Below are 21,707 nucleotides of genomic sequence, written 5' to 3' on the forward strand. Positions count from 1 at the left end.
CCCTGCCAAGCACTACCCACGGCCTGACCGCCGCCCGCACCCACGGGCTCATCGACGCACTGGCGTGCGCGAACCTCCCAGTCTGGGCCGACAAGGGGCTACCAGGGCCCCCGCGGCACCGTCTCCACCATGTACGGGTGCCTGCAAAGACGACGTCGGACGCCATTAACTCAGTTACTCGCATGCGAGCTGAACTCGCTGGGGAGGTTCCGCCCCAAGTCCAAAGGCGACCAGGCTGCGCCTCGGCACGTTCACAGCACCGCGAGCGCGTCGAGGGTGAGCGCCAGATCGGAGTGGTGTGCACCCAATTCGGCACGCTGGGCAGCAGCCAATGGCTCAAGTGTGGTCCGCGCTTCATCCGTTTCCCCGACCACGGCGAGCTGGATGCCGAGTTCCAGCCGAACCGGAAAAGACTGCTGGCCTTCAGCGCCGCCGTCGGCAGCGAGATCGTCAAGCAACGTCCGGAGCAGGGCGATCGCAACCGGTGCTTCGCCGTTGCCGGCCATGGCCTGAGCCAACATCAGTCGGCCTGAGACAACGGCCGGATGCACCGCCCCGAGTCGCGCAGCCATGAGCTCGGTTGCGTCCCTTAATGCATCTGCTGCCCGTCGGTGGTCGCCGGCCTCAAACAGCCAGCGCGCACGATCCCACTTCAGGTTCAATGCCTCGTGCGGGTCGGCGACCAGGTCGATGACATAGTCGATCAAGTCAATAGCCTGACGATGTCGCTCGGCGCGGGCGAGGCGTTCAGCTCGGCGGCGCAGATGCGGAACGTCAACGCCAGCCGTCTTGTCGTTGGGTGGCGCGCTCCGGATGCCGGTCGCCGGCACCACGGCCGCTGCGTACGCCGTGACCTGTGCAGGGATCGCGTGCGGGTCCAGCACGAAACCAGGCAGTATTCCGGGCGCGCCCACCAGGGGAAGCAGGCGATCCAGCACGACCCGCGCGCTGGAGGGCCGATCCTGCGGCCGTACCGCGCTCAGCTCACCAATCAGGCCCTGCACCTCGTTGTTGCCGGTCTGGCACACACGGTCGCGTGGCAGGACGAGTCCGGGGAGCGTGCCCGTGTGCAGGTCGTGCAGCACTCTGCCCACGGCATACAAGTCGGTCAGCGGGCTCTCCACACCGAGGCGGCGCTCGGGCGCTTGGTACTCAGGGGTGCCGACCATGGCGCCCGAACCTGTCAACGTTGACAGTCGTGAGGCGCCGACGACAGCGGCGACGCCGAAGTCGATGATCGCGATGGTGCCGTCGGGGCGCAGCAGGATGTTGGCCGGCTTGAGATCGCGGTGGATCAGCGAGGCGGCGTGGGCGTGCATCAGCACTGCACAGATCTGGGCGCCGATCGCAGCCACCCACGCCACGGGCAGCGGATAGATCTCGCAGATGAGATCCCGCAGCGTTCTGCCGTTGACCTGTTCGAGGGCCAGGTACGGTCCGTACTCGTCCAGGCCATAATCAAGCACCCGGGGTACGCCGGGATGGCTCACCCTTGCGGTCAGGCGCGCTTCGCGTTCGAACCGCTTGACCGCACCGGGGTCGCCGAGCAGGTCCGGGTGCATGCGTTTGACAGCGACCCGTCGGTCGAGACGTAGGTCGTACGCCGTGAAGACCTCGCCCATGCTGCCGCGCTCAGGCAGATCCTCGACTTCGTATCGGCCGCCGACGAGCGGGCCGCTCACGTGTCGGCCCGGGACGCCAGCGCGTCAGTGACGAACGGGCTGCGGGTGCCGTGCCAGAACACCGCCAGCTCGTCGCGGGCGCGTGTGGCGGCGACGAACAGCCGGGACCGCTCGCGTGCCCGCTCGCGTTGGAAGCGAACCGGGTCGACATCGGCGTAGGCCGTGATGCCCGCGCGCGGCACGAGCCCGTCGCAGATCCCGCCAAGGATCATGCGCTGGTACTCCAGGCCCTTGAAGCGGTGCATCGTGCCCACGTGTACCCCGTCGGGCTGCTTCGGTCCGTCCGGCCCGATCTCGGCGGCGGGGATGTCTTCGGCACGCAGACGGTCGACCACTTCGCCGACCATCTCCCGGGTGGGAAGGCAGACTGCGATCGACCCGTCGAGGGCGGGTCCCCAGGCGCGCAGGTGTGCCACGATCGCGTCGCGCTCCTCGGCCCAGGTGCGCAGCCCGCGCAGCACCGGCCGGTCGCCGTGCAGCAGGGACCGGTAGCCCGCCAGTGTCTCCTCGCCACCGTCGAGATCGTCATAGGTCTCTCCAGTGAGCAGCTCCAGGCCGGAGGCGAGGATCTCCCGGGTGGTGCGGTAACAGCGGGTCAACCGTGAGGATCGGCCCCGGATGTTGATGCCGAGCTGGCCGAGCGTCACGTAGTTGTCGTAGATGCGCTGGTGGGTGTCGCCCACGATGAACAGGTCGTTGCGCGTGGGCGCGACCATGGCCCGCAGCATCTTCCAGTGCGCGGCATTGAGGTCCTGAGCCTCGTCAACCACGACATGCCGGTACCGGTATCCGTCACTCGCCTCGGCGGCCTGGTCGGCGCGTGCGTTCTCGGCGCGGGCCGCGGCCGCGGCGATCTGCCGCCAGGTCCATACACCCTTCTCCTCCAGGCGCATGGCCAACCGCTCGGTGAGCTGCCAGATCTCGTCCCGGTCGGCGCGGGTCAGCGCCCGGCCGCGACCGGGTCGGCGGGCCCGGAAGTAGTCGGCACGTGAGGTGAGCACCTGGCCGAGGATGACCTGGCTCCATTCGGCGTGCAGGAAGTCGGGCTCCCACTTCGGCGTACCCAGCTCGAACAGCAGGTCGTGCCACTCCTGTACCGCGCGGTCGTCGTCGATGACCCGGCGTCCGGTACCCATGCCCGCGTCGGTAACGACCCGGCTGGCGAGCTTGTCGATGGTGACGATGTCCACGCGCGCGAGGACCTGTTCACCGCCGAGGGTGAGCAGGCGCGTGCGCAGGTCCGCGGCGAGGTTGCGGTTGAACGTGGTGAGCAGGATCGGCCGGTCCGCGCCCGGTTCCAGTTGTTCGACCAGATGCTTGACCCGGTGCAACGCGACGATGGTCTTGCCGGTGCCGGGCCCGCCACCTACTCGGGTCGGTCCGCTGTAGTCACGCTCGACCAGCTTGCGCTGAGCCGGATGAAGGTAGACCTGCCAGCGGGCGAACGGCTCGTCCAGCATCGCCTGCAACGCTTCGTCATCCGTCGTGACCGGAGTGGCAGGTCGGGTCACGGCAGCCAGGTAGTCGTCCGGGTCCACCGTTTCGCCGGCCGCGACCGGGAAGGTGACCTGTTCGTACACCTCGTCGACGCTCGCGCCGCCGAACAGCTGCAGCAGCGCCTCGCCGGTCAGCGCCGGCGCCTCCTCAATGAGCGCCTGCAGTTCGTCCTCATTGGTCAGTTGCCGGATCGCGGGCAGCAGTGGCTCCGCGACCCCGAGCCGGAGCAGATCGGCGTCGCTGACGGCGGCGAACAGCGCAGCGGCCGGTGGCGCGACCACCGCGGGATCCGGGGGCAGGAGTCTGCCGACGATGCTGTCGCCCACTGGTGTGAGGTCGAAGACCTCGATCCCGCCGGTGACCCGGTTGATCTGGTACGCGTACCGGTCGAGGTCCTCGTAGACGTCCTTGCGGTGCTTCACTGAGACGAGCAGGTAGTCGTGATCGCCGGCGTGCAGCAACAGCGCTCGATGATCGGCGCTAACCCGCGCGGAGAACAGCCGCGAGTCACCTTTGAGCTGTTTGAAGTGCAGGCCCGGGTTGCCTGGGTTGGTGCGGAACTTGGAGACGAACTCCCAGACGGCGCCCCGGTCGGACCGGGACAACTTCATGATCTCCTTGTCCGCCCGCTCAAGGATGCGCAGTGTCGCACCGCCCTGCCCTGCCATTAGCGGCCCTCCCCAGATGTCGCCATGATCTTGACAATGAGGTCGTCGACGTCCCACTGTTTCGCGGTACGCGCGTCCCAGCCCTGCTCGGCGAACGCACGGTCCCGCTCAGCGGCCTCGTGGGAGTAGTCGTCGGCAAGGATCACCGCTATCCGCCGGCTGGGCCAGGCTAGCTCCGCCTGCCAGCCCGCGTCGTCGAGTTCATAGCCGTGTTCGGGCAGCGGCGCCTGGCGCGCGATCAGGCCACGCACCAGGGACTCAAGCCCCGACTCGTCGGGGAACAGCAGGGTGAGCACGTCGCGCCAGCGCGAGTCGAGCTGGCGCTCATCGACCTTATCCGCCTCGGGCTCCACATCCGGGACCGTGGCCCGGCCGAGCCAGGTAGCGGTCTCCGCGTCGAGCGCGAAGCCGCGACGGGCCAACACGAGCCCGGTACCTTCGCTGATGGCCAGCTCAGCGGGCTCAAAGCCGCCCAGCGTGGTGACCGCGAGTTGAGCCCCGTCGCCACCCGCCGCGTCAAGGAACTGGATCAGGTTGCCCCACCAGAGCCAGGCGGCCCAGCGCTGCTGGTGCGCGTCCTTGTCGCCCCCCACCGTCGCCGCCGTATCGTCGACGACGGTGAGAGCCGACCAGGTCGGCGCTCCCCCTGCCCGCCCATCAATGAGTACGGTCAGCGGGCAGCCGTTCTCGTCGGTCATACGCAGCACACCGATGCGCCCACCGCCCACCGGTGCGGGCAGCGGATCACCATGAAGGGCAGCAGTAACCGCCGCGCCGGCCGCCTGCGACGTGACCGTCGTCTTCTGGGCCGGCAGCTCCAGCAGGCCGCGCAGCGCCCCCGTCGCCCTCGCACACCACACGTCGCCGTCCGGGTCGGCGAGGTAGCCGAGCAGCGTGTCGATCGGGTTCGCCCACACGAGCCTTTCCAGCTCGTCGGGGTCACGGCCGGGCTGCTTGCTGAACCACTCCCGTGCCTTTCGCTGCCCGTTGCCACCGTACGGCGGCCACACCGGCTTGCGGTCCACGTTCCGGCCGGTCCAGCGCTCGACGTCGTCCCAAGTAACGGCGAATACGTACATGGAGTGGGACCGCAGAATCGAGCGCTTCATCGCGTCGTCGGCGAGCCGGTTGTACTGCGGCGATGCGTGGTACTTGAAGCCGTCGAGATAGACAGCGACCTCCGGGCCGGCGGCGTCGAGGCGGGCGAAGTGGACGTCGGGTCGGGTGCCCTTGATGGTGTTCTGCAGCTTCATCCGCCAGTGCGTGATGCCGCCGCCGGGCGAGGTGAACCGGAGTTCAGCGATGCGGGCGCCGTCGCGGTCGTTGGATTTACTGATGGATGCGGGTGTGTCGGTGCGGCCGCCCCACGCTATTAGCGCGTTGAGGAACTTCGCCTCCAGTTCGCTCTCCACCTGGTGGATGAGCGAGATCTCGTCGGTGCGCACGTCCCGTTCGACCTGCCACGTGCCGAGCAGCCCGTCGAGCATGAGCAACGCCTCGTGGCGGCTCATCAGGTCGAACTCACTGGGCGTGGCGTAACGCAGCAGGCACCGGTGGCAGGCGGCCCGGCTCTCGGCGCGGCAGGCGCAGTTGGCGATCACCTCCCGCGCCTCGGCGAGGACCAGCCGGAACTCCTCCGGGTCGGACAGGCGGTGCAGATATCCGGTGCCGCCGGGCTGGATGTCGTAAAGCACGACGAACTGGCGCTGCTGACCGGTGCCGCCCTCGCCCGTGTCCGGCAGGTATGCCCGCACGGTGCGCAGGTGGTCGGGGTCGCCGCCGTAACGCTGGGCGATGCCAAGCCGCAGCGCCGCCTGAAACGACAGGATCCGCTGGTCGACCAGCGCGGCCACCGCGGGTACGAGGATCCGCAGCGCCTCGGTGTTCAGTTCGTGGGCGAGCACCAGTGCGCGATGGTCCATCGTGGCGCCGCGCCAGCCCTGGCACCACGGTCGGTGGTGTTCGGCGCCGCGTGGCCGGCCGACCGCCGACGAGATGCCGAGCCCGGCCGCGGTCTGCGGCGGACCGTCATTAGTGGTGCCGCCACACGACACGCAGGTGTGGAAGTGGTTGACTCGTACGGTGTCCCCTGCGAACGGATGGTCGGTACGGCTGTCGAAGCGCAGCCGACCAAGGTTGAATCGCCGGACCGTTGCGTGTCGGGAGTAGTCGACACCGAACGTCTCGGTGGCGTGTCGCCATGACCCGGCCATTGCCGCACCCATGTCGACGATGGTGGCCGTGGTGTAGGAGACCGACTCCCTGTCATCGTCGTCGTCGCCGATGCGCGCGTCGTCGCGGCGGTCCCGCGACGTGACCCGGGTGGGTACCAAAACGTCGTAGAGCTGTCCGCTGTCGGCGATGTTGCCCTCGCCGCACCGGTCGCAGGGGGTGATGTCGGCGGCGGCGAGCGCGGTCCGCACGTACCCGCAGGAGGGGCAGACCCGCCAGGTGCGCACGGCCCGGCCCTTGACCCCGATGTCGAGGCCGGAAACCTCGTGGCCGTAGCCGCGGACGTAGTAGGTGTTGCCTGGGGCGATCTCGGTGAGTGCCTGGCTTGCCGGCCGGGCGTACTCGCGTGGGTCGTTGTGGTAGGTGACGTGCCCTTCGGCGTCCTTCTCCTCCCACGTGAGGGTCGCTTCGAGGGTGGTTCTCGCGTCGGTGAGCGCGTAGTTGGGCAGCAGTCCGTACTCGACGAGTGTGCTGTGCGCTGGCGAGCGGCCGATGGCGCCGAGCAGGCGCTTGGTCTGCCTGCGGTCGGCGTCGAGGGTCTTGAGCAGTCGTGCGTCATCCGGGTCGGCCGACGTCAGCCTGGCCGCCGCCTCGTCGATCTTCACGAGCCGTTCGCGCAGGTCGGCGAGCTGCTCGTCCCAGATAGCGTTGGCCTCGTCCACTCTGATGGGCAGCCCACCGGTCGCGAACGACCGCAGATCCGCGGCGGCAGCGTCGCTGATCTCGTCACCGAAGAGCGCCAGAAACCCTTCCACGAGTACGCCGCCCTCGCGCACGGCTGCCGCGGCGAGGCTGCGTAGCCAGCCGGTCGGGCCGAACGCGGCGTTGGCCCAGCGCGGCAGCCCGCGTACGCCGGCGAACCGGCCGCGTGCCGCCAGGTCGATGAGGTGCGCCAGGTACTGCCGATGCAACAAGTCCACCGCGGACAGGAAGCAGCCGGGTGGCGCGATGTCGCCGGCCAGCATGGCGGTCGGTTCGGTGAGGAAGTACCGGTCGCGCTCGTTGCGCCCGACCATGGTCACGGTGAGCGCGTTGCCGGTACGCCGGCCGGCGCGACCGGCGCGCTGCACGTAGTTGGCCGGCCCGCGGGGCAGCGACGCGAGCACGACGGCGGACAGGTCGCCGATGTCGATGCCCATCTCCAACGTCGGCGTGCAGGACAACACGTTCGGGTCGTTGTAACGCTCCGCCTCGCGGAACGCCTTCTCGACGGTCTCGCGCTGCGCTCGGGTGAGCAGGCCGGTGTGCTCGGCGGCGACCACCCGGAACACACCGCCCTCCAGGTAGAGGCGGCGGTAGTAGTCGTCGCGGGCACCCTCGTCGGGCGCGACGGCCAGTCTGCCCGCGCAGCGGTACTGCCGGCAGGGCATGCCCACCCAGCCGGCGACCCGGTCGGGGTGCACGGTCTGCTGCCAGGCGCAGGTGTCGCAGGCGATGCCGGCGGCGACCGCCTGGTCGGCGCCGAGCAGGGTGACCGTGAGATGCCCGGGCTGTAGACCGTAGACGGTGGCGTTGCCGGACTCGGTGGCGCCCTTGGCCACCACACCGGCGTCCGCCAGCGCGGGCAGGAGCCTCTCCAGGTAGGTGACGGCGTCGTTGGCGGTAAGGCCGAGCATCCGGGCGGTCCAGTCGGCGTACCAGGTATCACGGCCAATAGCCTGGAACTCCGAGTTGCTCGGCGTCGAGCCGATCGCGACGAACCGCGGTGCGGACAGGCCGCGCGCGAATGCCGGCATGCCGTCCGGACGGGCGCCCCAGATCTCCCACCGCCGCCCGCCCGAGCGCAGATACCTGGCGTACCAGTCGTGGCGGACCGCGCCCTGCTGACGCAGCCGCTCCAACAGGCCGCGCACGTGGGCGGTGAACCGTTCCGGGCTCGGCATCTCGTGCAGCGCGTGGATCTGTGAGCTGGTCAGCACGTCGCGGCAGAGGGTGGCGACCGCGGCCGGGTCGTCGAGCCGGACCTCCACCGCGGCGGTGCGGGTGAGTTCGAGGGTACGGCCGAACCGGGCGCGTAGACCGCACTCCATGATGGTCGCGAACGCGAGCCGCTGCGCGATGAGCCGCCACACCGCCGGGGTGCCGGCGTGCTCGCCGGCGAGCAGCGCGTCCACGCCGGGCCGGTCGTGCAGGTCCTGCGGCACCACGGTGGCGAGCACGCCCGCGTCGGCCGCGGCGGTGATCACCCGGGCGATCACCTCGTTGAGCGCGGTCGACTCGCCCGGCGTGAGCTGGGCGGCGAGCAGTGCCCGCAGCGAGAAGGTGTAGGCGCGGCTGGCCACGAACCCGGCCCGGTAGGCGGCGTCCTGCACGGAATCGTTGAACAGCAGCGTCTTGCGTTCCCGCTCGGCCAGCTCGCCGCCGGTGAACAGGTTCGTCACCACCACGGACGCCAGCGAGGCGAGACCGGCACCGATGTAGCGGATGCCCTGGTCGGTCTCGCAGGCCGGGCACCGGTCGACGTCGGCGCCGGCGCTGTCCAGCAGGTCGCAGAGCACGAACACGCCGTCGTTGGGCTGCTCGACTCCGGCGTCGCTGACCGGGTCGAACGGCCGCACGTGCTGGCCGGCGACCAGGACGTGCAGTCCCCGACGCTGCTGGGCCACCTCGGTGGGGGTGGCCGCGATGAAGGCACGCAGCCGCCGCTTCTCCTTGGTGGTACCGGCCCGGTAGATCCGGTCCGGGTCGACGTTGAGGTCCTGCGGGTCCTTCTCCGGGGAGTACGCCGTCCAGCCCGACCGTCCGCAGTGGCGGCAGTGGTTGGCGGGCAACAGGATCTGCCGCGCGTCGGCCACCACCAGGTCGGCCTCGGCCGGTTCGACACCCGGGTCGCGTGGCGGCTCGCCGTACCAGCCGAAGGCCGGTGTGGCACTGACCGCGCGGCGAAGCCGTGACACCTGGCGTACCCACAGGTGTGTTTCGATGTTGAGCAGCGGCATGTGGGGCTTGTCGGGGTTGCGGGCCTCCGACAGCAGCGCGATGAACCGGGCCAGGCCGGCCGCCGCGAGCGCGGGCTCCTTCTTGAAGGTCTCCCCCCAGTCCGGGCCGGCGCCACGGCGGGGCAGGTAGTCCAGGATCTCCACAGGAGTACGCGGTCTGCCATCCAGCACGGCGAGGACCGCCTGGGTGAGCTTGTGGTGACGCAGGCCCCGCCCCAGCACCACCGGGTCGATATCGTCGCTGCCGAGCACGGCGCGCGCGATGCGTACCAGGGCCTCGGGTTGAAGGGCCGGGTCGGGAATGGCCGCGAGGTCCTTCGGATGCGGGATGGGCAGACCGTAGTCGACCTCGCCGATGAACTCGTCAGGCCGGTAGCGGTCCTCCCCCACCACCGACTCGTCGTCGAAGGTGGTCCCGAACACCTGCGCGGCCACCGCGCGGATCGCGTCGGCGGCGTCGGCGCTGTGTTTCGACGAACCGAGCGTTGCGGAGGTGGCGACCGGGCAGATGGCGCCCAGCGGCTGTTCGGCGGTGCCACCGGCGGCGACGGCGGCGAGCCGGCGCAGCAACATCGCCACATCGGTGCCCTGGGCGCCGTCGTAGCTGTGAAACTCGTCGAGCACCACGTAGGCGAGGTCCGCGTTGGCCCACAGCGGCAGGTCGTCCGGGCGCTGCAGCAGCAGGTCGAGCATTTTGTAGTTGGTGATGAGAATGTCCGGCGGGTTGCGGCGGATCTCCGGCCGCTTGTTCAGCACGCGCTTGTAGTCGAAAGCAGGCACGTCGCCGATGTAGAGGCCGGCCGTCACATCCGCGAGGTCCGGCTCCTCACGCAGGAGCTTGTCGATGCGCTCGGTCTGGTCGGTGGCGAGCGCGTTCATCGGGTAGAGCAGCACGGCCTTCACCCCGGCCTTGCCGGAACGACGGGCCCGCCGGCAGTGGTCCAGGATCGGGATGAGGAACGACTCCGTCTTGCCCGACCCGGTGCCGGTTGTCACCAGCGTCGGCTGTGCCGCGCTGCGCAGCGTGGACAGCCGCGCGAACGCCTTCGCCTGGTGACCGTAGGGCGTCCAGTCGCCGCCAGGCGCCCACTCCAGGTGCTGGCGCCAGTCGTCGGTCGCCAGCCGGAACGGCGTCCGGATCCGGATGTACGCCCCCCGGAAGATCCCCTGCTCAGGATGGGTCAGGAAAGCGGCCAACCCGCTGCGCATGGCACCATCAGTAAGCCCGAACGTGGTCGTGAGGTACTGCGTCAGGTTCGCCTTTAGTGACTCCGCCGCCAACGTCGGCCTCATGAGGGCGTCCAGCCTGCGTCGATCGCGTCTTTCAGCCGCTTACTGAAGACCGCGTGCGCCTCGCGGTACTCCCACTCCCGATCCGCCTTGTAGAATGGCGGCGTGTAGCCTTCCGGCGGCTGGTGGCTTATAGGATCTTCTAGGTACGCCATTACCTCCGAGTACGTATCCTTCGTCTGACCAAAACCAAAGGCATTCGAATCAGCTGCAATCCTGCGGCCATTGGAATCAAACCGCATACTTGCCTCGCGTTCCGTCAGAACTGAGTACCGGGCCCTAGCAATTGTTAGGAAATCCTCAACGTCCAATCCGAGCCAAACAGCTACCAGCGCATCGGTCTCCACAAGTGCGGCTCGGCGCTCCCAATCGCTTCGAAGCGGGGTGCGACGGTTCCATGCCTTGTCAACCTCGGCGAGAGGCTTAACGAGTTTCCATTCTAGCGCCCACCTTTCATCTGGCGACCAATGTTCGCGGAGCTCTCTCCAGACGTTCCCATACGCATCTGTAATGCAATTAAGACGAAGCGTCCGAAGCAATAATGGGGAAGCAAGGGGATGATCGCGATCGCCAACTGGCATAGCAATGGCATCAGACACATCGAGGTTCGCTTTGCCTGTGATCTTGACGATGTAATCAAGAGGAAGAGATGCCCAGAAGCCTGCCGCCAGAACGGTCGCACATACATCAGGCAGGGCCAAACTTCGAATTGAATCGATGTGCGCCGGCCCTGGCGGCATGAGCGCTGCAAACAGCGACCATACCGCACTCTTCGGATCGATCATCTTGCGCCACACAAGACGGTAGTGAGCCGTATAACGCCTTTCGTTCCATACATCCTGAGCCGCACGAGTGACGGCCTCATCACCGGACAAGACATAGTTTGTAAATGGAACATAGTCGTCCGAGACAGATTCGAGATCGACCAAGTCCCAATCATTGTTGCTCAAGTAAGGCACCCGAGGTCGTTTTGAAATCGGCGCGCCTGCCGCGAAATGTGGTCCTTGTAACACTACCTCTGTCAATTTCGGCGGTTGACCCTGGTCCCATCGTATTAGGCCCGTCTTTTTTGCATTCCCCTCGTGATAACCAGGGCTAATCCAGTGCGTGAGACTACGAAGGCGCCGCCTCCAGGAAGCAAGCTTGGCGATCGCTTCATCCTCAGCCAGCGTTATCGGTGAAAGCGTGGGCGCACGTTCAACGTCATCATCCGCAACATTGACAAGGTTCTGCCAAACGCGAAGTCGATCTCGATTTACCTCGACGACCCGCGCCAAGTGAGGCCTTTGATCCCACGCACCTCGATAGCGATAGCCTGGAGCGGCTCCCTCGCCACTGTGCTCTAAGGACGACACGATCAAATCTGGCGAAAACAGCCAGGATAGATGAGCAAATGAAATATCCCTTGGACTACCGTAAATGTGAAGTCCAAACGTCTTATTATCATGAATCTCGGGGAAAAGCTTCAGCTTGTTTATGAAATTGGCGTGCAGTCTAAGGCGTCGGTATGCGACCGATCTTATGTCACCTTCCTTTGTGCCGCTAAAGTGTGTATCCGGGTGGATTAGCCCAACTGCGCCCTCCCCTCGAGCGTTCCGCCAAGTTTGTAGCATAAAGACACGATAGAGATCTGTTTGCGTTCCCGATAGCAATGGATAGATACTGGACGCTCCTAAAAAGGCAGAGTCCGCAGAGCTGGCCGTAAGCGCTGAACGCATGTAATCGGCTACATTCGGGGAAGCCAACAAACCTTGCTTCCTTTTGCTCTTCTCTGCCTGCGGTACACGCTCTTTGAGCACTAGCCAGGGATCGTGCTCCCCGAGAACGATCTCGTCCTTCCAGATGGGACGGACCCAGGGTGGGTTGCCGACTTGAAGGTCGTAGCCGCCACGGGCGAATGCCTGAGCGAAGTGCAACTCCCAGTGAAAGAATGCCTGATCGTCGGCGATCAACGACGCGGTGGTCAGCCAGGGGAAGCGATCGGCGAGGTCAGTCTCGCGGTCCATGACCATAAGGCCAGGCAGGTCTTCTTCGAAATGCTCCAACTGGGCGAGCGTTTCGAACTCGGCGTGCAAGGAGTCCAGCGGGATGTCGTGGCGGCCGAGCATCGCTTCGAGAAAATCGATCCAATCGTCCAGGTTGGCGAGGGGCACCTGTGGGCGCATAGGGACCGCCCGCTTGCGGGCGCGTTTGCCGATCTGCTTTCCGGGACTCGGCAGAGTCAACGGTTCGGTGATGCCCAGGTCCAGGGTGCCCTGCTCGGCGTAGACGACCTCATGCACCGGCTCTTCCACGAGCCACGTAACGACAGGACCTGATCCGTAGTCAGATGCTGTCCCGTCCAGCATCGCGACCTTGTCCAGCGGCCAGAACCAAAGCGCGCACCAAGTGTCCATCACGGTCTTCAGCCGCCAGTAGGGCGTACTCGTGGAGGTCAGGTCTTCGAGAATTTTCTCGCGCGGCACAGCGTCTAGCGGAACAAGCGGCAGGTCGTCAGCTCCCCAGACCCTGATGTCGCGGCGAATCTCCCGCTCCGAGATCTCCAGCCGACGCAGCACCAGCTTCCACAGGTACTCGACCCGGCGGGACAGGGTCTGCAACCGCTGCACTTGACTATTCTTGACTTTGGCTGTAGGCGTGCGCAGCATGGTTTTGCGCCACGCGCTCAAGCGAGCAGCCTCCTCGGGCGCGAGGTTTTTTGCCTCCTTGTTGCCAGCCACCACTCCCCACCCGTCGGCGGGCAGCAGGAAGTGGTGGATCACTCCATCGGGGATGTCGCCATCGCACAGCTTGTGCTCGGCCGGCGCCGCCTTCAGCCACGACCTGTCGGCCACCTGCGCGGGCTCGTAGGTTTTGCGGCCGCAGCCGATGAGTGAGTTGCCTCGCTGCAGGTGGAGACCGAACCACGGCGCCTGCAGCCCCGGGTGCATGGTGTTGAGCCACAGCGATACCTCGGCCAGCTCGACCGCGGTGCGGTTCAGGTCGACGCCGTAGCAGTTGTGCAGCGCAATGTACGCCTTGACCCGCTGCAGCTCCTCCGCGTACTTCTCCGGGTCGAGCGTCTCGCCGCGCTCCTTCTGCGCCCGGCGCAGGTACTCGGCGGCCACCTGGTTGATGGCCTCGTTGAGGAACGCGCCGGAGCCGAGCGCCGGCTCACAAATCGTCCAGTCGAGTAGTTCCCGGGCGGCAACCTCGCGGCCCTCCTCCTCCAGGCGGTACTTCAGCGCCAACTGGACGGTGACCTCGGTGAGGGACTGCGGGGTGTAGTAGGAGGCGCTGATCTGCCGGTCGCGGCCGGCCAGACGGTAGACGAATGCGCCCTTGGGGTAGCGCACCCGGCTGCGCACGCCGGTCTCGGGGTCCTCGCGCTCGACGAAAACCTCGGCCGGGTATTCCTCCACTTTGGATGACGGGATCATCCAGGAGCCGCTTTCGGGATTAGCTCGCTTCAGTTGCTTGTCATACTTCGCGACCTCGTACAGCTCCTCGGCGGCGATGAACCCGGTGTAGGACATGAGGCCCTCATACACCGCGCCGAGCTGGTTGATGCCCAACTGGGCGTAGGAGATGAAGCCGCCCCGGCCCTTCTTCTTGCCCCGCGCGATCATCAACCAGCGCAGCACCTGGTGCAGGCAGGCGTTGCGCAGCCGGGTGTCGATCGGCGGCGCGGTCGGGTTGTCGTCGGCGTCCGGGTGCGGGATGGCCCGGCCGATGAGTCGGGTCCTCTCCGGCAGGAACAGGTCCGAGCGCAGCGGCTCGAACCGGATGCCCTCGCTCTCCGAGGTCTCGCGGGCGACCTCTGCGCCACCGCGGGGGTTGTGCCCCTCGTTGACCATCCGGAACAGCAGGTCCAACGACTCGTACAGGTGGAAGCCCTGCCCGGCGGACTCGCTGACCAGCTTGCGGGAGGCGACCTCGCCGAGCCTGGCCAGGCTGTAGCCCTCGGTGTACTCCGGATTGTTGGTCGGCAGCACGCCGAGTTCGGGGCGGGCCTCGGCGTAGAGCAGGAACAGGATCCGGTAGAGGTAACGCAGGGACTCCCGGGCCAGTTCCTTGCCCAGCTCTGCAGGGTCCATGAGCTGTTCGGGCTGCACACCGGCCTCGCGCAACCGGGCCAGCACCTCGTTCGCGATGAGCTCGACCGACATGCGCAGACCCTCGCGCAGCTCGGTGGACACGCCGACGGCGTGCTGGCGGGAGCCCTCGCGCAGGGCGGCGAGCGGCTCGGCGCCGCCCTCCGGTGGCGGACGAAGCGCCTCGGCGGCGAAGAGCGCAGCGATGATGTCGAGTTCGCCGCCGACCGTGGTGTCGTTTCGGCCGAACGCGATGTCCAGGCTCACCGCGAGGTAGCGGCCCTCGAACCAGGACAGACGGTCGGCCAGGATCACCACGGCGCCGCTGAGAATCACCACGTATCGCGGCGGCTGGTCGTCGCCGCGCAGCAGGTACGACGCGAGCGCCGACGCGGTGTCCAGGGCCTTGTTGTCGACGGTCAGCGGGTCAAGGAGCCGGCCGGCCTCGTCGGGGTCGGCGGCCGCGTCGGCATCGGTGGCCCAGCCGGACTCGATGACAACGATGCCGGGCTCGCTGTACACGACCGAAATCGTGTTCTCCTGGCCGGCGCGTTCCACCACAAGGGACTGTGGCTCGGTCTCGGGCGTGGCCACGAAGCCGAGCCCGGCCAGGATCTCCCGGTGCAGTTCGCGCAGCTTCTCCTCGTGCTTGGGGCTCTCCGGGTCGAGTTCGACCAGCTCGCCCTTGAGCCCGTTGTAGACACGGCGCAGCGCCCGCAGCCGGGTACGTGGCGTTGTGGTGTCGTGCCGTTCGGCCTCGCTCCACTGCTTGGCGGCATTGGCCTTCACGTCGCCGGGCAGCTTCTCGGCGAGAAAGTGGGCGGAGAGGTACTCGCCCCGGTTGGTGAGTGAGTCGAGGTTCACTTGTCTCCCCCGTCCAGCACGGCGAGCAGGCGCAGCAACGGTTCTCCCGTGGTCTCCAGCCGGTCTACCAGGTCGCGCTGCTCGGTGGCGGTGCCCCGGACCCGTTCGTCGCGACGGGCGCGTAGCGGCGCGGGGGTGGCGTCTTCCAGGAGGCTGGCCTGTTCCCAGCGGGCCAGGCGTTGCCTGTAGATCCGCAGAGGCTCCTCCACCCGCTCGTCCCAGTCGGCCCGGCGTTTGACCAAATGATCGCGGGCGACCTCGATTGCGGTCGGCACGAGCCGTTGCAGGTCCGCGAGGTCGGCCGGCTGGTTGGGGTTCGGCATGGTGGGGCCGATCCCGGCCTGGGCCAGTACCTCAGGAATGGGCCGCACCACAGGCGCGTCGGGCAGGCCGGAGACGGCCATCCACTCCACCACGGTCGGCTGGCCGAGGCGGTTGCAGTAAATACCCTGTACCAGGAAGACCGGCTCGTCGACCTTCGTCCGCAGCACGGGAGCCTGCTGGCGGCCGAGCTTCACGAGCACCTTGTCGACCAGCCAGTCGATCACGGGGTGCACGTCGGAGAGGAACCCGATCTCCGGCCAGATGGTCGTCTTGCTCTTGCGCGCCTCTTCCAGCTTGCGGGCCGCGAGTTGGACGTCGAAAGTCAGCTTGATGCGAAGGTTCTCGCCCTCGCGCTGCTTGGCCAGGTAGCTGCGCGGCAGGTCGAGCAGCCGGCGCTCGAGGTCCTTGGGCGCGTTGAACGCGATCAGCTCGTCCTCGCGGCGCAGGTCGATGGTCTCGCCGTACTGTCCGAACAGCTCCCGCAGCGCCTCATCCAGGAAGCCCTCGGTCGACGGGAACAGCGTCGGCAGCTCCACCGTGGTCACATCGGGCGCGGCCGGAGTGTCGCTCACCCCGCCCATCAACGCGTCGAACTGGTCGGGCTCGCTCTCCTCGATGAACTGCTCGACGGTCCGACCGCGCAGCAGGCTCTGCACCAGCCGCTCCTCTTCGACCTTCGCGTCGTAAAGGCCCGTGACCGTCTCGGCCGTGCCCAGGCTGCGGTGCGCCGCCTCCTCCTTGAGGAGCAGCTTCTCCGCGACCGCGCGGTCGTCGAGCGCGTCGGCCGTCCGCGAGGTGAGGATCATCGCGCGGAACTGGGGCTCGTGCGCTTGGCCGTACCGGTCGATGCGCCCGTTGCGCTGCTCGATGCGGATGAGACTCCACGGGATGTCGAAGTGCACCAAGTGATGGCATTCGCTGTGAAGATTTACGCCTTCAGACGCCACATCGCTAGTGAACAGCAGCCGCACCGGGTTACCAGCAAGGTTGAACGCCTCCATGAGCGCCTGTTTGGTGACGTCGGGTAGCCCACCCTCCATCATCCGCACCGCGTCGCTGTCGTTCGGGAAGCCGAGCAGCCGGGGCACGGTATCGGTGAGCCACTTCAACGTGCATACCCGTTCAGAAAAGACCACGGCCCGCACATGACCACCCGGCTTGACACCGATCTCCCTGAGGTATGCCACGAGGGCGGCCAGCTTGGCCGAGTCCTCGTCGGTGATCTTCTCGGCGAGCCCGCGCAGGGTCAGCAGATCCGTGCGTTCGGCGGCGTCGGCGTTGCGCAGGCGGGCGTCCACCGATTCGATCAGCGCACGATGCGACGAGAGAAAAGCTTTGATCAACGTGTACGGGAAGAGCCTGTCCCGCCCCGTCGCCCCTGCCCGCTGCAACCAGGTCGTGGTCAGCTCGCCGAACACCGCCTCTTCCGCAGGCGTGGCCGGGCAGTGCACGGGCACCGAGGGCCCACGGTCGGCCCACTTGTCGCCGATCTGGTCGCGGACCTCCGGATTGATCTTCGTCCGGCGGATGTAGAGGTGGTCGATGTCGGCTGCCGAGTAGTTGTCCTGGTCGGCGATGGCCGCTGGGTCGAGCATGTTCACCAGCTCGGCGAAGGACCGCTTGTCGCCGTTGTGCGGCGTCGCGCTGGCGAGAATGAAAGCGTCGGTGCGCGGGGAGAGCCGTTGCGCAAGCTTGTTGCGTTGGCTGCCCTTCGTGATGAGGTTGTGCGACTCGTCAATGACCACCGCGTCCCAGCGGATCGCGTCGAGGTGGTGGCCGTACTGCCCGGAGTCCTTGAGCGTGTCGACCGAGATGATGACCCGCTTGAAGTACGTGAACGGGTTACGCCCGGCCGGGATCTCCTGCTGCACCCGCTGGATGCCCACCGAGTCCAGCCGCACCAGTGGAATCGAGAACCGGGTCCACAGCTCATGCTGGAACTGCTCGAGCACATGCTGCGGGGTGACCACGAGGAGCCGCTCGCCGCGCCCACGCCGGATCAGTTCAGCCAGCAGCAGACCGATCTCCAGTGTCTTCCCGAGCCCCACCACGTCGGCGATGAGCACCCGTGGACGCAGGGCTTTGAGGGCCAGCTCCGCGGGGCGGGTCTGGTAGGTCAGCTTGTCCCGGAGGAACCCACCGGATAGCGCGAGGCCGGTCTCACTGCGCGGCAACGGGGTGCGGCGCAGCACCGCCTCGAGATACAGCCGGCTGCGTCGGAAGTTCGGCGTGTCGTCTGGGACCAGGGTGGTGTCCTCGGGTCGGAGCAGCTTCACGTTGTCGATCTTGTCGAAGAACGTGGCGGGGTCGTCGAGCACCAGCTCGGAAACGCCGACGGCCTGCAGCTTGAAGCCGTCGTTGTCGGTGGGCGTGGCGGAGCGGACCAGCCACTCCTCGTCGCGTACCTCGATGCGTGCGCCTGGTGCGTACGTGGTCTGTTCGGTGGTCACAGGGCTGCCCCCCGGGCGTAGGCGGTGCGCATCTCCTCGGCCAACCAGCCGACGTCTGCCGCTGGCACCTGTGGGCGTGGCGCCGGCTCGTCGGCCGGCGCTAGGGCCGCCGGTTCGGGTTCCGGCCGCGAGGGCAGGCTCACCAGACGGGTCGGGTCGTCTTCCACGCTCGCGGTGTCCGAATCCTCCGCCTCGGGTTGGAGTGCCTCGTCAGGCAGGTCGAGTGGGTCGTTGACGAAGGTCTGCCTGGCCAGGTCGGCACGCACCTCTTCGGTGCGGACGCCGCCGGCGGTCGCCACGGCGATGAGCCGGTCGAAGACGGTGTCCAGCGTGGGGCGGGTGGACGGTTCGTAGCCGAGCATGCCGTCGATGAGCGCGGCGAGGTCGGCCGGCACACCGGAGGTGTCGGGCAGGTCGTCGGGGTCGTCGATCCGCTTGAGCAGGGCGATGGCGTTGCCTTGCGCGAAGACGGTGTGCCCGGTGAGCGCGTAGACAAGCGTTGCGCCGAGGGCGTATACGTCGGTGGCGGTGGACAGGTCACGTTCGCCCCGGGCCTGCTCAGGTGACATGTAGGCGAGCGTGCCGACCGGCAGCCCGGTGCCGGTGAGGTGGTGGTCGCGCTCGCGCAGCACGGCGAGGCCGAAGTCGATGACCATGGGTCCGTAGGGGCCGAGCATGATGTTGGCGGGTTTGAGGTCGCGGTGTACCAGGCCAGCGGCGTGCACACTGCGTAGTCCTTCGACCAGCAGCGCGCCCAGCATGGCGCCGGCACGCGGGCTGAGCGGCCCGTTCACCTCAACCTGGGTCTGCAAGCTTCGTCCCGCGACGAACTCGACGGCCAGCCAGGGCGGGTCGGCATCGAGGTCTGCCCGCTCCAGCCGAGCCACGCGGGTACCGCTGACGGTGCGCAGCGTGTCCACCTCGGCGGCGAAGCGGGTGCGGAACTCGACGTCACCAGCGAGGCCCTGCGTGATCATCTTGATCGCGAACAGGTCCGCGGTACGCGACTTGCCGAGGTACACCACGCCCATGCCGCCGGAGCCGAGCCGTCCGAGCAACCGGTACGGCCCGACCTCGGCCGGGTCGGTGGACTTCAGTGGTTGCATGCGCTCCTGCCTTGCCGTGTCGGAACCCGCATCATGCTCAACCACCGAGGGTGCCGGTGGCCAGACCCTCCGCGATGTGATGGACCACGTCTGTGCTGAGGGACGACATCTGCCGGACCGCATGGTCAAATACGTCCAGCCGTTCGAACCACACGCCGTACTCCCGCTGCCGGTCAAGCGGGAGGTGCGGCACCCGTGCCCGGCGCACGTCGAGCCGGGAGGTACCGAGAGAACTGCTCAGCCGCACGTTGGTCGCCCGGGCTACGAACCCGGCAAGGAACCAGGGGTCGAGCCGATCAGGATCAGGGCGCAGCAGCGTCTGTGGCCCGTCCTGCGCCGGTGGATGGGACGCGTCCGTCACGACCGTGGCGCGGGGCCGGGCGCCAACGGTCTGGACGAGCACGTCACCCTCCCGCACGATCATCTCCCCCGCATTGTGCAGCGTCACCTGCCCGTCACGGATCAGATCGGCCACTGCGACGCTACGGACCGGCGATCCTGCCGTGGGCACGTCGGGCAGGCCCGCGAGCAGGTCCGGCAGCGTCGCGATGACGCTCGCCAGTTCGTCCCGCTGAACGCGGAGCGCGACCGCATCGACCGCACCCGCGTCGTGACCGAGGTGCCGCACCGGCGTCAGGTCGATCTCGTCGTCGATCAGGTCCAGCAACGGCACGGCACGGGCGATCTCGCTGTACTCGGGAGGCATTTCGCCCTTGGCCTGGTACGCCGCGACCAGCTCAGTGATCGTTTCGGCACAGCCGGGCCACTCGGACCGGGACGCGTCGACGAGCAGCAGGTCGCGTGGTGTGCCCGGGCGGTCCGGCCGGCGCAGCAACCACAGGTGCAGAGTCAGGTGCGCGGGCACGCCGGCACCGGGCGGCAACGCGACGATGCCGCGCAGCGCCCCGCGCCGGAGCAGGGCATTGCGCACCCGCCGGCCCGCTGGGCGGAACGCCACCGCCGGTGGGAGTAGCACGACAGCGTGCCCGCCGGGTTTCAGCCGCGCCAGCGCGTGCTGCACCCACGCGAGTTCGGGCTCGGAACGGGGCGGCAGTTCGTACTCCCAGCGGGAGTCGAATGTGAGCTCATCAAAGCCCCAGTCCCGTTGGCCGAATGGTGGGTCGCACACCACCACGTCGACCGCCGCGTCGGCAAAGCGGTCGTCGCGGAGGCTGCCCTGCTGGACTGTGTGCGCGACGCCGGCAAGACCGAGGCGCACCTCGGTGAGTACCACAAGATCATGGTTGATGTCCTGGCCCAGCAGGCGGTCCGCACCTGCGGCAGCGGCGGCGTGCAGCAGCCAGCCGGTGCCGCAGGCGGGGTCCAAGACGACCGCGCCGGACACGTCGACGAGCCGGACCATGAGCTCAGCGAGCGCTTGCGGGGTGGCGATGGCGCCCCGCTTTCCCTGCGCGTCGAGGAGACGCTCAAGCAGAAACTCGAAGACCTGAGCAGGGCTTACATCCTGGATCGCCGTGACGATAGCCCGGTCAAGCTCGGCCGGCAGCGACGGCGTGGGTGTTCGCGACTGGCTGGCCGCGAGCAGTGCCTCCCCGACACCGCGAACCGCCTCGTCGATCGGCCCGACCTCGGCGACAGTGTGGCGCATCACCCGCAGCAGGTCGTCCAGCGGCGTGCTCGTCGGGAGCCGGTCGTTGGCTCGCAGCCACGCCTCAACTGCGACGAGCGGGAAGGTGGGGCTGGTGGGCGTGCCCCCGACTGGTTCGGGGAAGTCGGGGAACCGCTTGCGCCAGTTGCTGACCGCGGCACGCCCGACTCCTGCCAGACGGGCGATGTCGGCAGCGGTCACCTCGGCGTTGCTCTGCACCCGTTTCCGCCTCTCCGCTCCATTACCCGGCCGCGTGTGCGTCGCCGTCGCGATGAGGCTAACAAACGTAGAGGCCGTGGACAATGCCTTCGCCAAGATCTGCTGTTGACACTATTCACAGTCACACGTACGGTGAACGCGCCATCGAACAGTCAACCCCGGAAGGGCTCCCTCACATGCGTAAGATCGTGGTCCTTGGACTCGTCACCCTTGCGGCCTTCACCATCGCCTGCAGTTCCGGCAACGGCGACACAAAGTCCTCCGTCACGGGCGGCAGCAGCCAGAACGTCGAGTCCGCCGCCACGGAGAAGACCACCGCCACGGCCAAGGTCGGTCAGACCGTCACGCTCACCAACGACACCCTGGGCGACAAGACGACCGTCGAGATCACCGTCGCCAACCCCAAGCAGTTCGCGGTAGAGCCGGGCGACTTCGGCAGCAAGCCGGACCACGGGGTCTTCGTCGTCTTCAACGTCACCGTGGTCTGCAAGCAGGGCACCTACAGCGCGAACCCGTTCAACTTCAAGTTCGTTGCCAAGGACGGCACCGTCTCCGAAGGTGCGCTCACGGTCAACTTCAAGCCAGCACTGAACGCCACCGACCTGTCCAGCGGCCAGAAGGTCGCCGGGAAGATCGTCTTCGACGTGCCCAAGGCCGCGATCTCCGGCGGCAAGGTGCAGGTCGACGGCGTCGGCCTCGATTTCGACAAGCCCGCCGCGTACTGGGCGCTGTGACGTCCGGATCGTGTGGCCGG

Annotated in this window: 8 protein-coding genes; 1 reads left to right on the forward strand and 7 read right to left on the reverse strand. The window is 67.6% G+C overall.

Annotated features, from left to right (window positions below; genetic code table 11):
* Window positions 1-251: 251 nt before the first annotated feature.
* Genes ABD211_RS12080 through ABD211_RS12110 form a run of 7 tightly spaced genes read right to left on the reverse strand, consistent with a single transcriptional unit; the run spans window position 252 to window position 20,953 of the window.
* Window positions 252-1,682 carry a serine/threonine-protein kinase gene (locus ABD211_RS12080; RefSeq protein WP_344129484.1) on the reverse strand — a complete coding sequence of 477 codons (1,431 nt, stop codon included), beginning with the start codon at window positions 1,680-1,682 and terminating at the stop codon, window positions 252-254.
* A complete protein-coding gene (locus ABD211_RS12085) occupies window positions 1,679-3,847 on the reverse strand; it encodes a UvrD-helicase domain-containing protein (protein ID WP_425560397.1) in 2,169 nt (722 codons plus the stop codon). Before ABD211_RS12085 ends, ABD211_RS12080 begins: the two co-directional genes overlap by 4 nt.
* Entirely contained in the window at window positions 3,847-10,311 is a 6,465-nt protein-coding gene (locus tag ABD211_RS12090; RefSeq protein WP_344129490.1) for a DEAD/DEAH box helicase, read from the reverse strand. Before ABD211_RS12090 ends, ABD211_RS12085 begins: the two co-directional genes overlap by 1 nt.
* Window positions 10,308-15,245 carry a DNA methyltransferase family protein gene (locus ABD211_RS12095; RefSeq protein WP_344129493.1) on the reverse strand — a complete coding sequence of 1,646 codons (4,938 nt, stop codon included), beginning with the start codon at window positions 15,243-15,245 and terminating at the stop codon, window positions 10,308-10,310. The genes ABD211_RS12090 and ABD211_RS12095 overlap by 4 nt, the downstream gene beginning before the upstream one ends.
* A complete protein-coding gene (locus ABD211_RS12100) occupies window positions 15,242-18,019 on the reverse strand; it encodes an SNF2-related protein (RefSeq protein WP_344129496.1) in 2,778 nt (925 codons plus the stop codon). Before ABD211_RS12100 ends, ABD211_RS12095 begins: the two co-directional genes overlap by 4 nt.
* Window positions 18,016-19,125 carry a serine/threonine-protein kinase gene (locus ABD211_RS12105; protein ID WP_344129499.1) on the reverse strand — a complete coding sequence of 370 codons (1,110 nt, stop codon included), beginning with the start codon at window positions 19,123-19,125 and terminating at the stop codon, window positions 18,016-18,018. The genes ABD211_RS12100 and ABD211_RS12105 overlap by 4 nt, the downstream gene beginning before the upstream one ends.
* 37 nt (window positions 19,126-19,162) lie before the next feature.
* The gene (locus ABD211_RS12110; RefSeq protein ID WP_344129502.1) at window positions 19,163-20,953 is read right to left on the reverse strand and encodes an N-6 DNA methylase; all 1,791 of its coding nucleotides are present in this window, start codon (window positions 20,951-20,953) and stop codon (window positions 19,163-19,165) included.
* 176 nt (window positions 20,954-21,129) lie between these two features.
* Between ABD211_RS12110 and ABD211_RS12115 the strand changes: the two genes are divergently transcribed.
* The gene (locus ABD211_RS12115; RefSeq protein ID WP_344129505.1) at window positions 21,130-21,687 is read left to right on the forward strand and encodes a DUF4352 domain-containing protein; all 558 of its coding nucleotides are present in this window, start codon (window positions 21,130-21,132) and stop codon (window positions 21,685-21,687) included.
* Window positions 21,688-21,707: the final 20 nt, after the last annotated feature.

It is taken from the genome of Luedemannella flava (assembly GCF_039528515.1).
Lineage (GTDB): Bacteria > Actinomycetota > Actinomycetes > Mycobacteriales > Micromonosporaceae > Luedemannella > Luedemannella flava.

Excerpts from the sequence above, each read along its gene's own strand:
- ABD211_RS12085 (WP_425560397.1), bottom strand. The coding sequence starts at position 3,847 with ATGGCAGGGCAGGGCGGTGCGACACTGCGCATCCTTGAGCGGGCGGAC.
- ABD211_RS12090 (WP_344129490.1), bottom strand. The coding sequence starts at position 10,311 with ATGAGGCCGACGTTGGCGGCGGAGTCACTAAAGGCGAACCTGACGCAG.
- ABD211_RS12105 (WP_344129499.1), bottom strand. The coding sequence starts at position 19,125 with ATGCAACCACTGAAGTCCACCGACCCGGCCGAGGTCGGGCCGTACCGG.
- ABD211_RS12115 (WP_344129505.1), top strand. The coding sequence starts at position 21,130 with ATGCGTAAGATCGTGGTCCTTGGACTCGTCACCCTTGCGGCCTTCACC.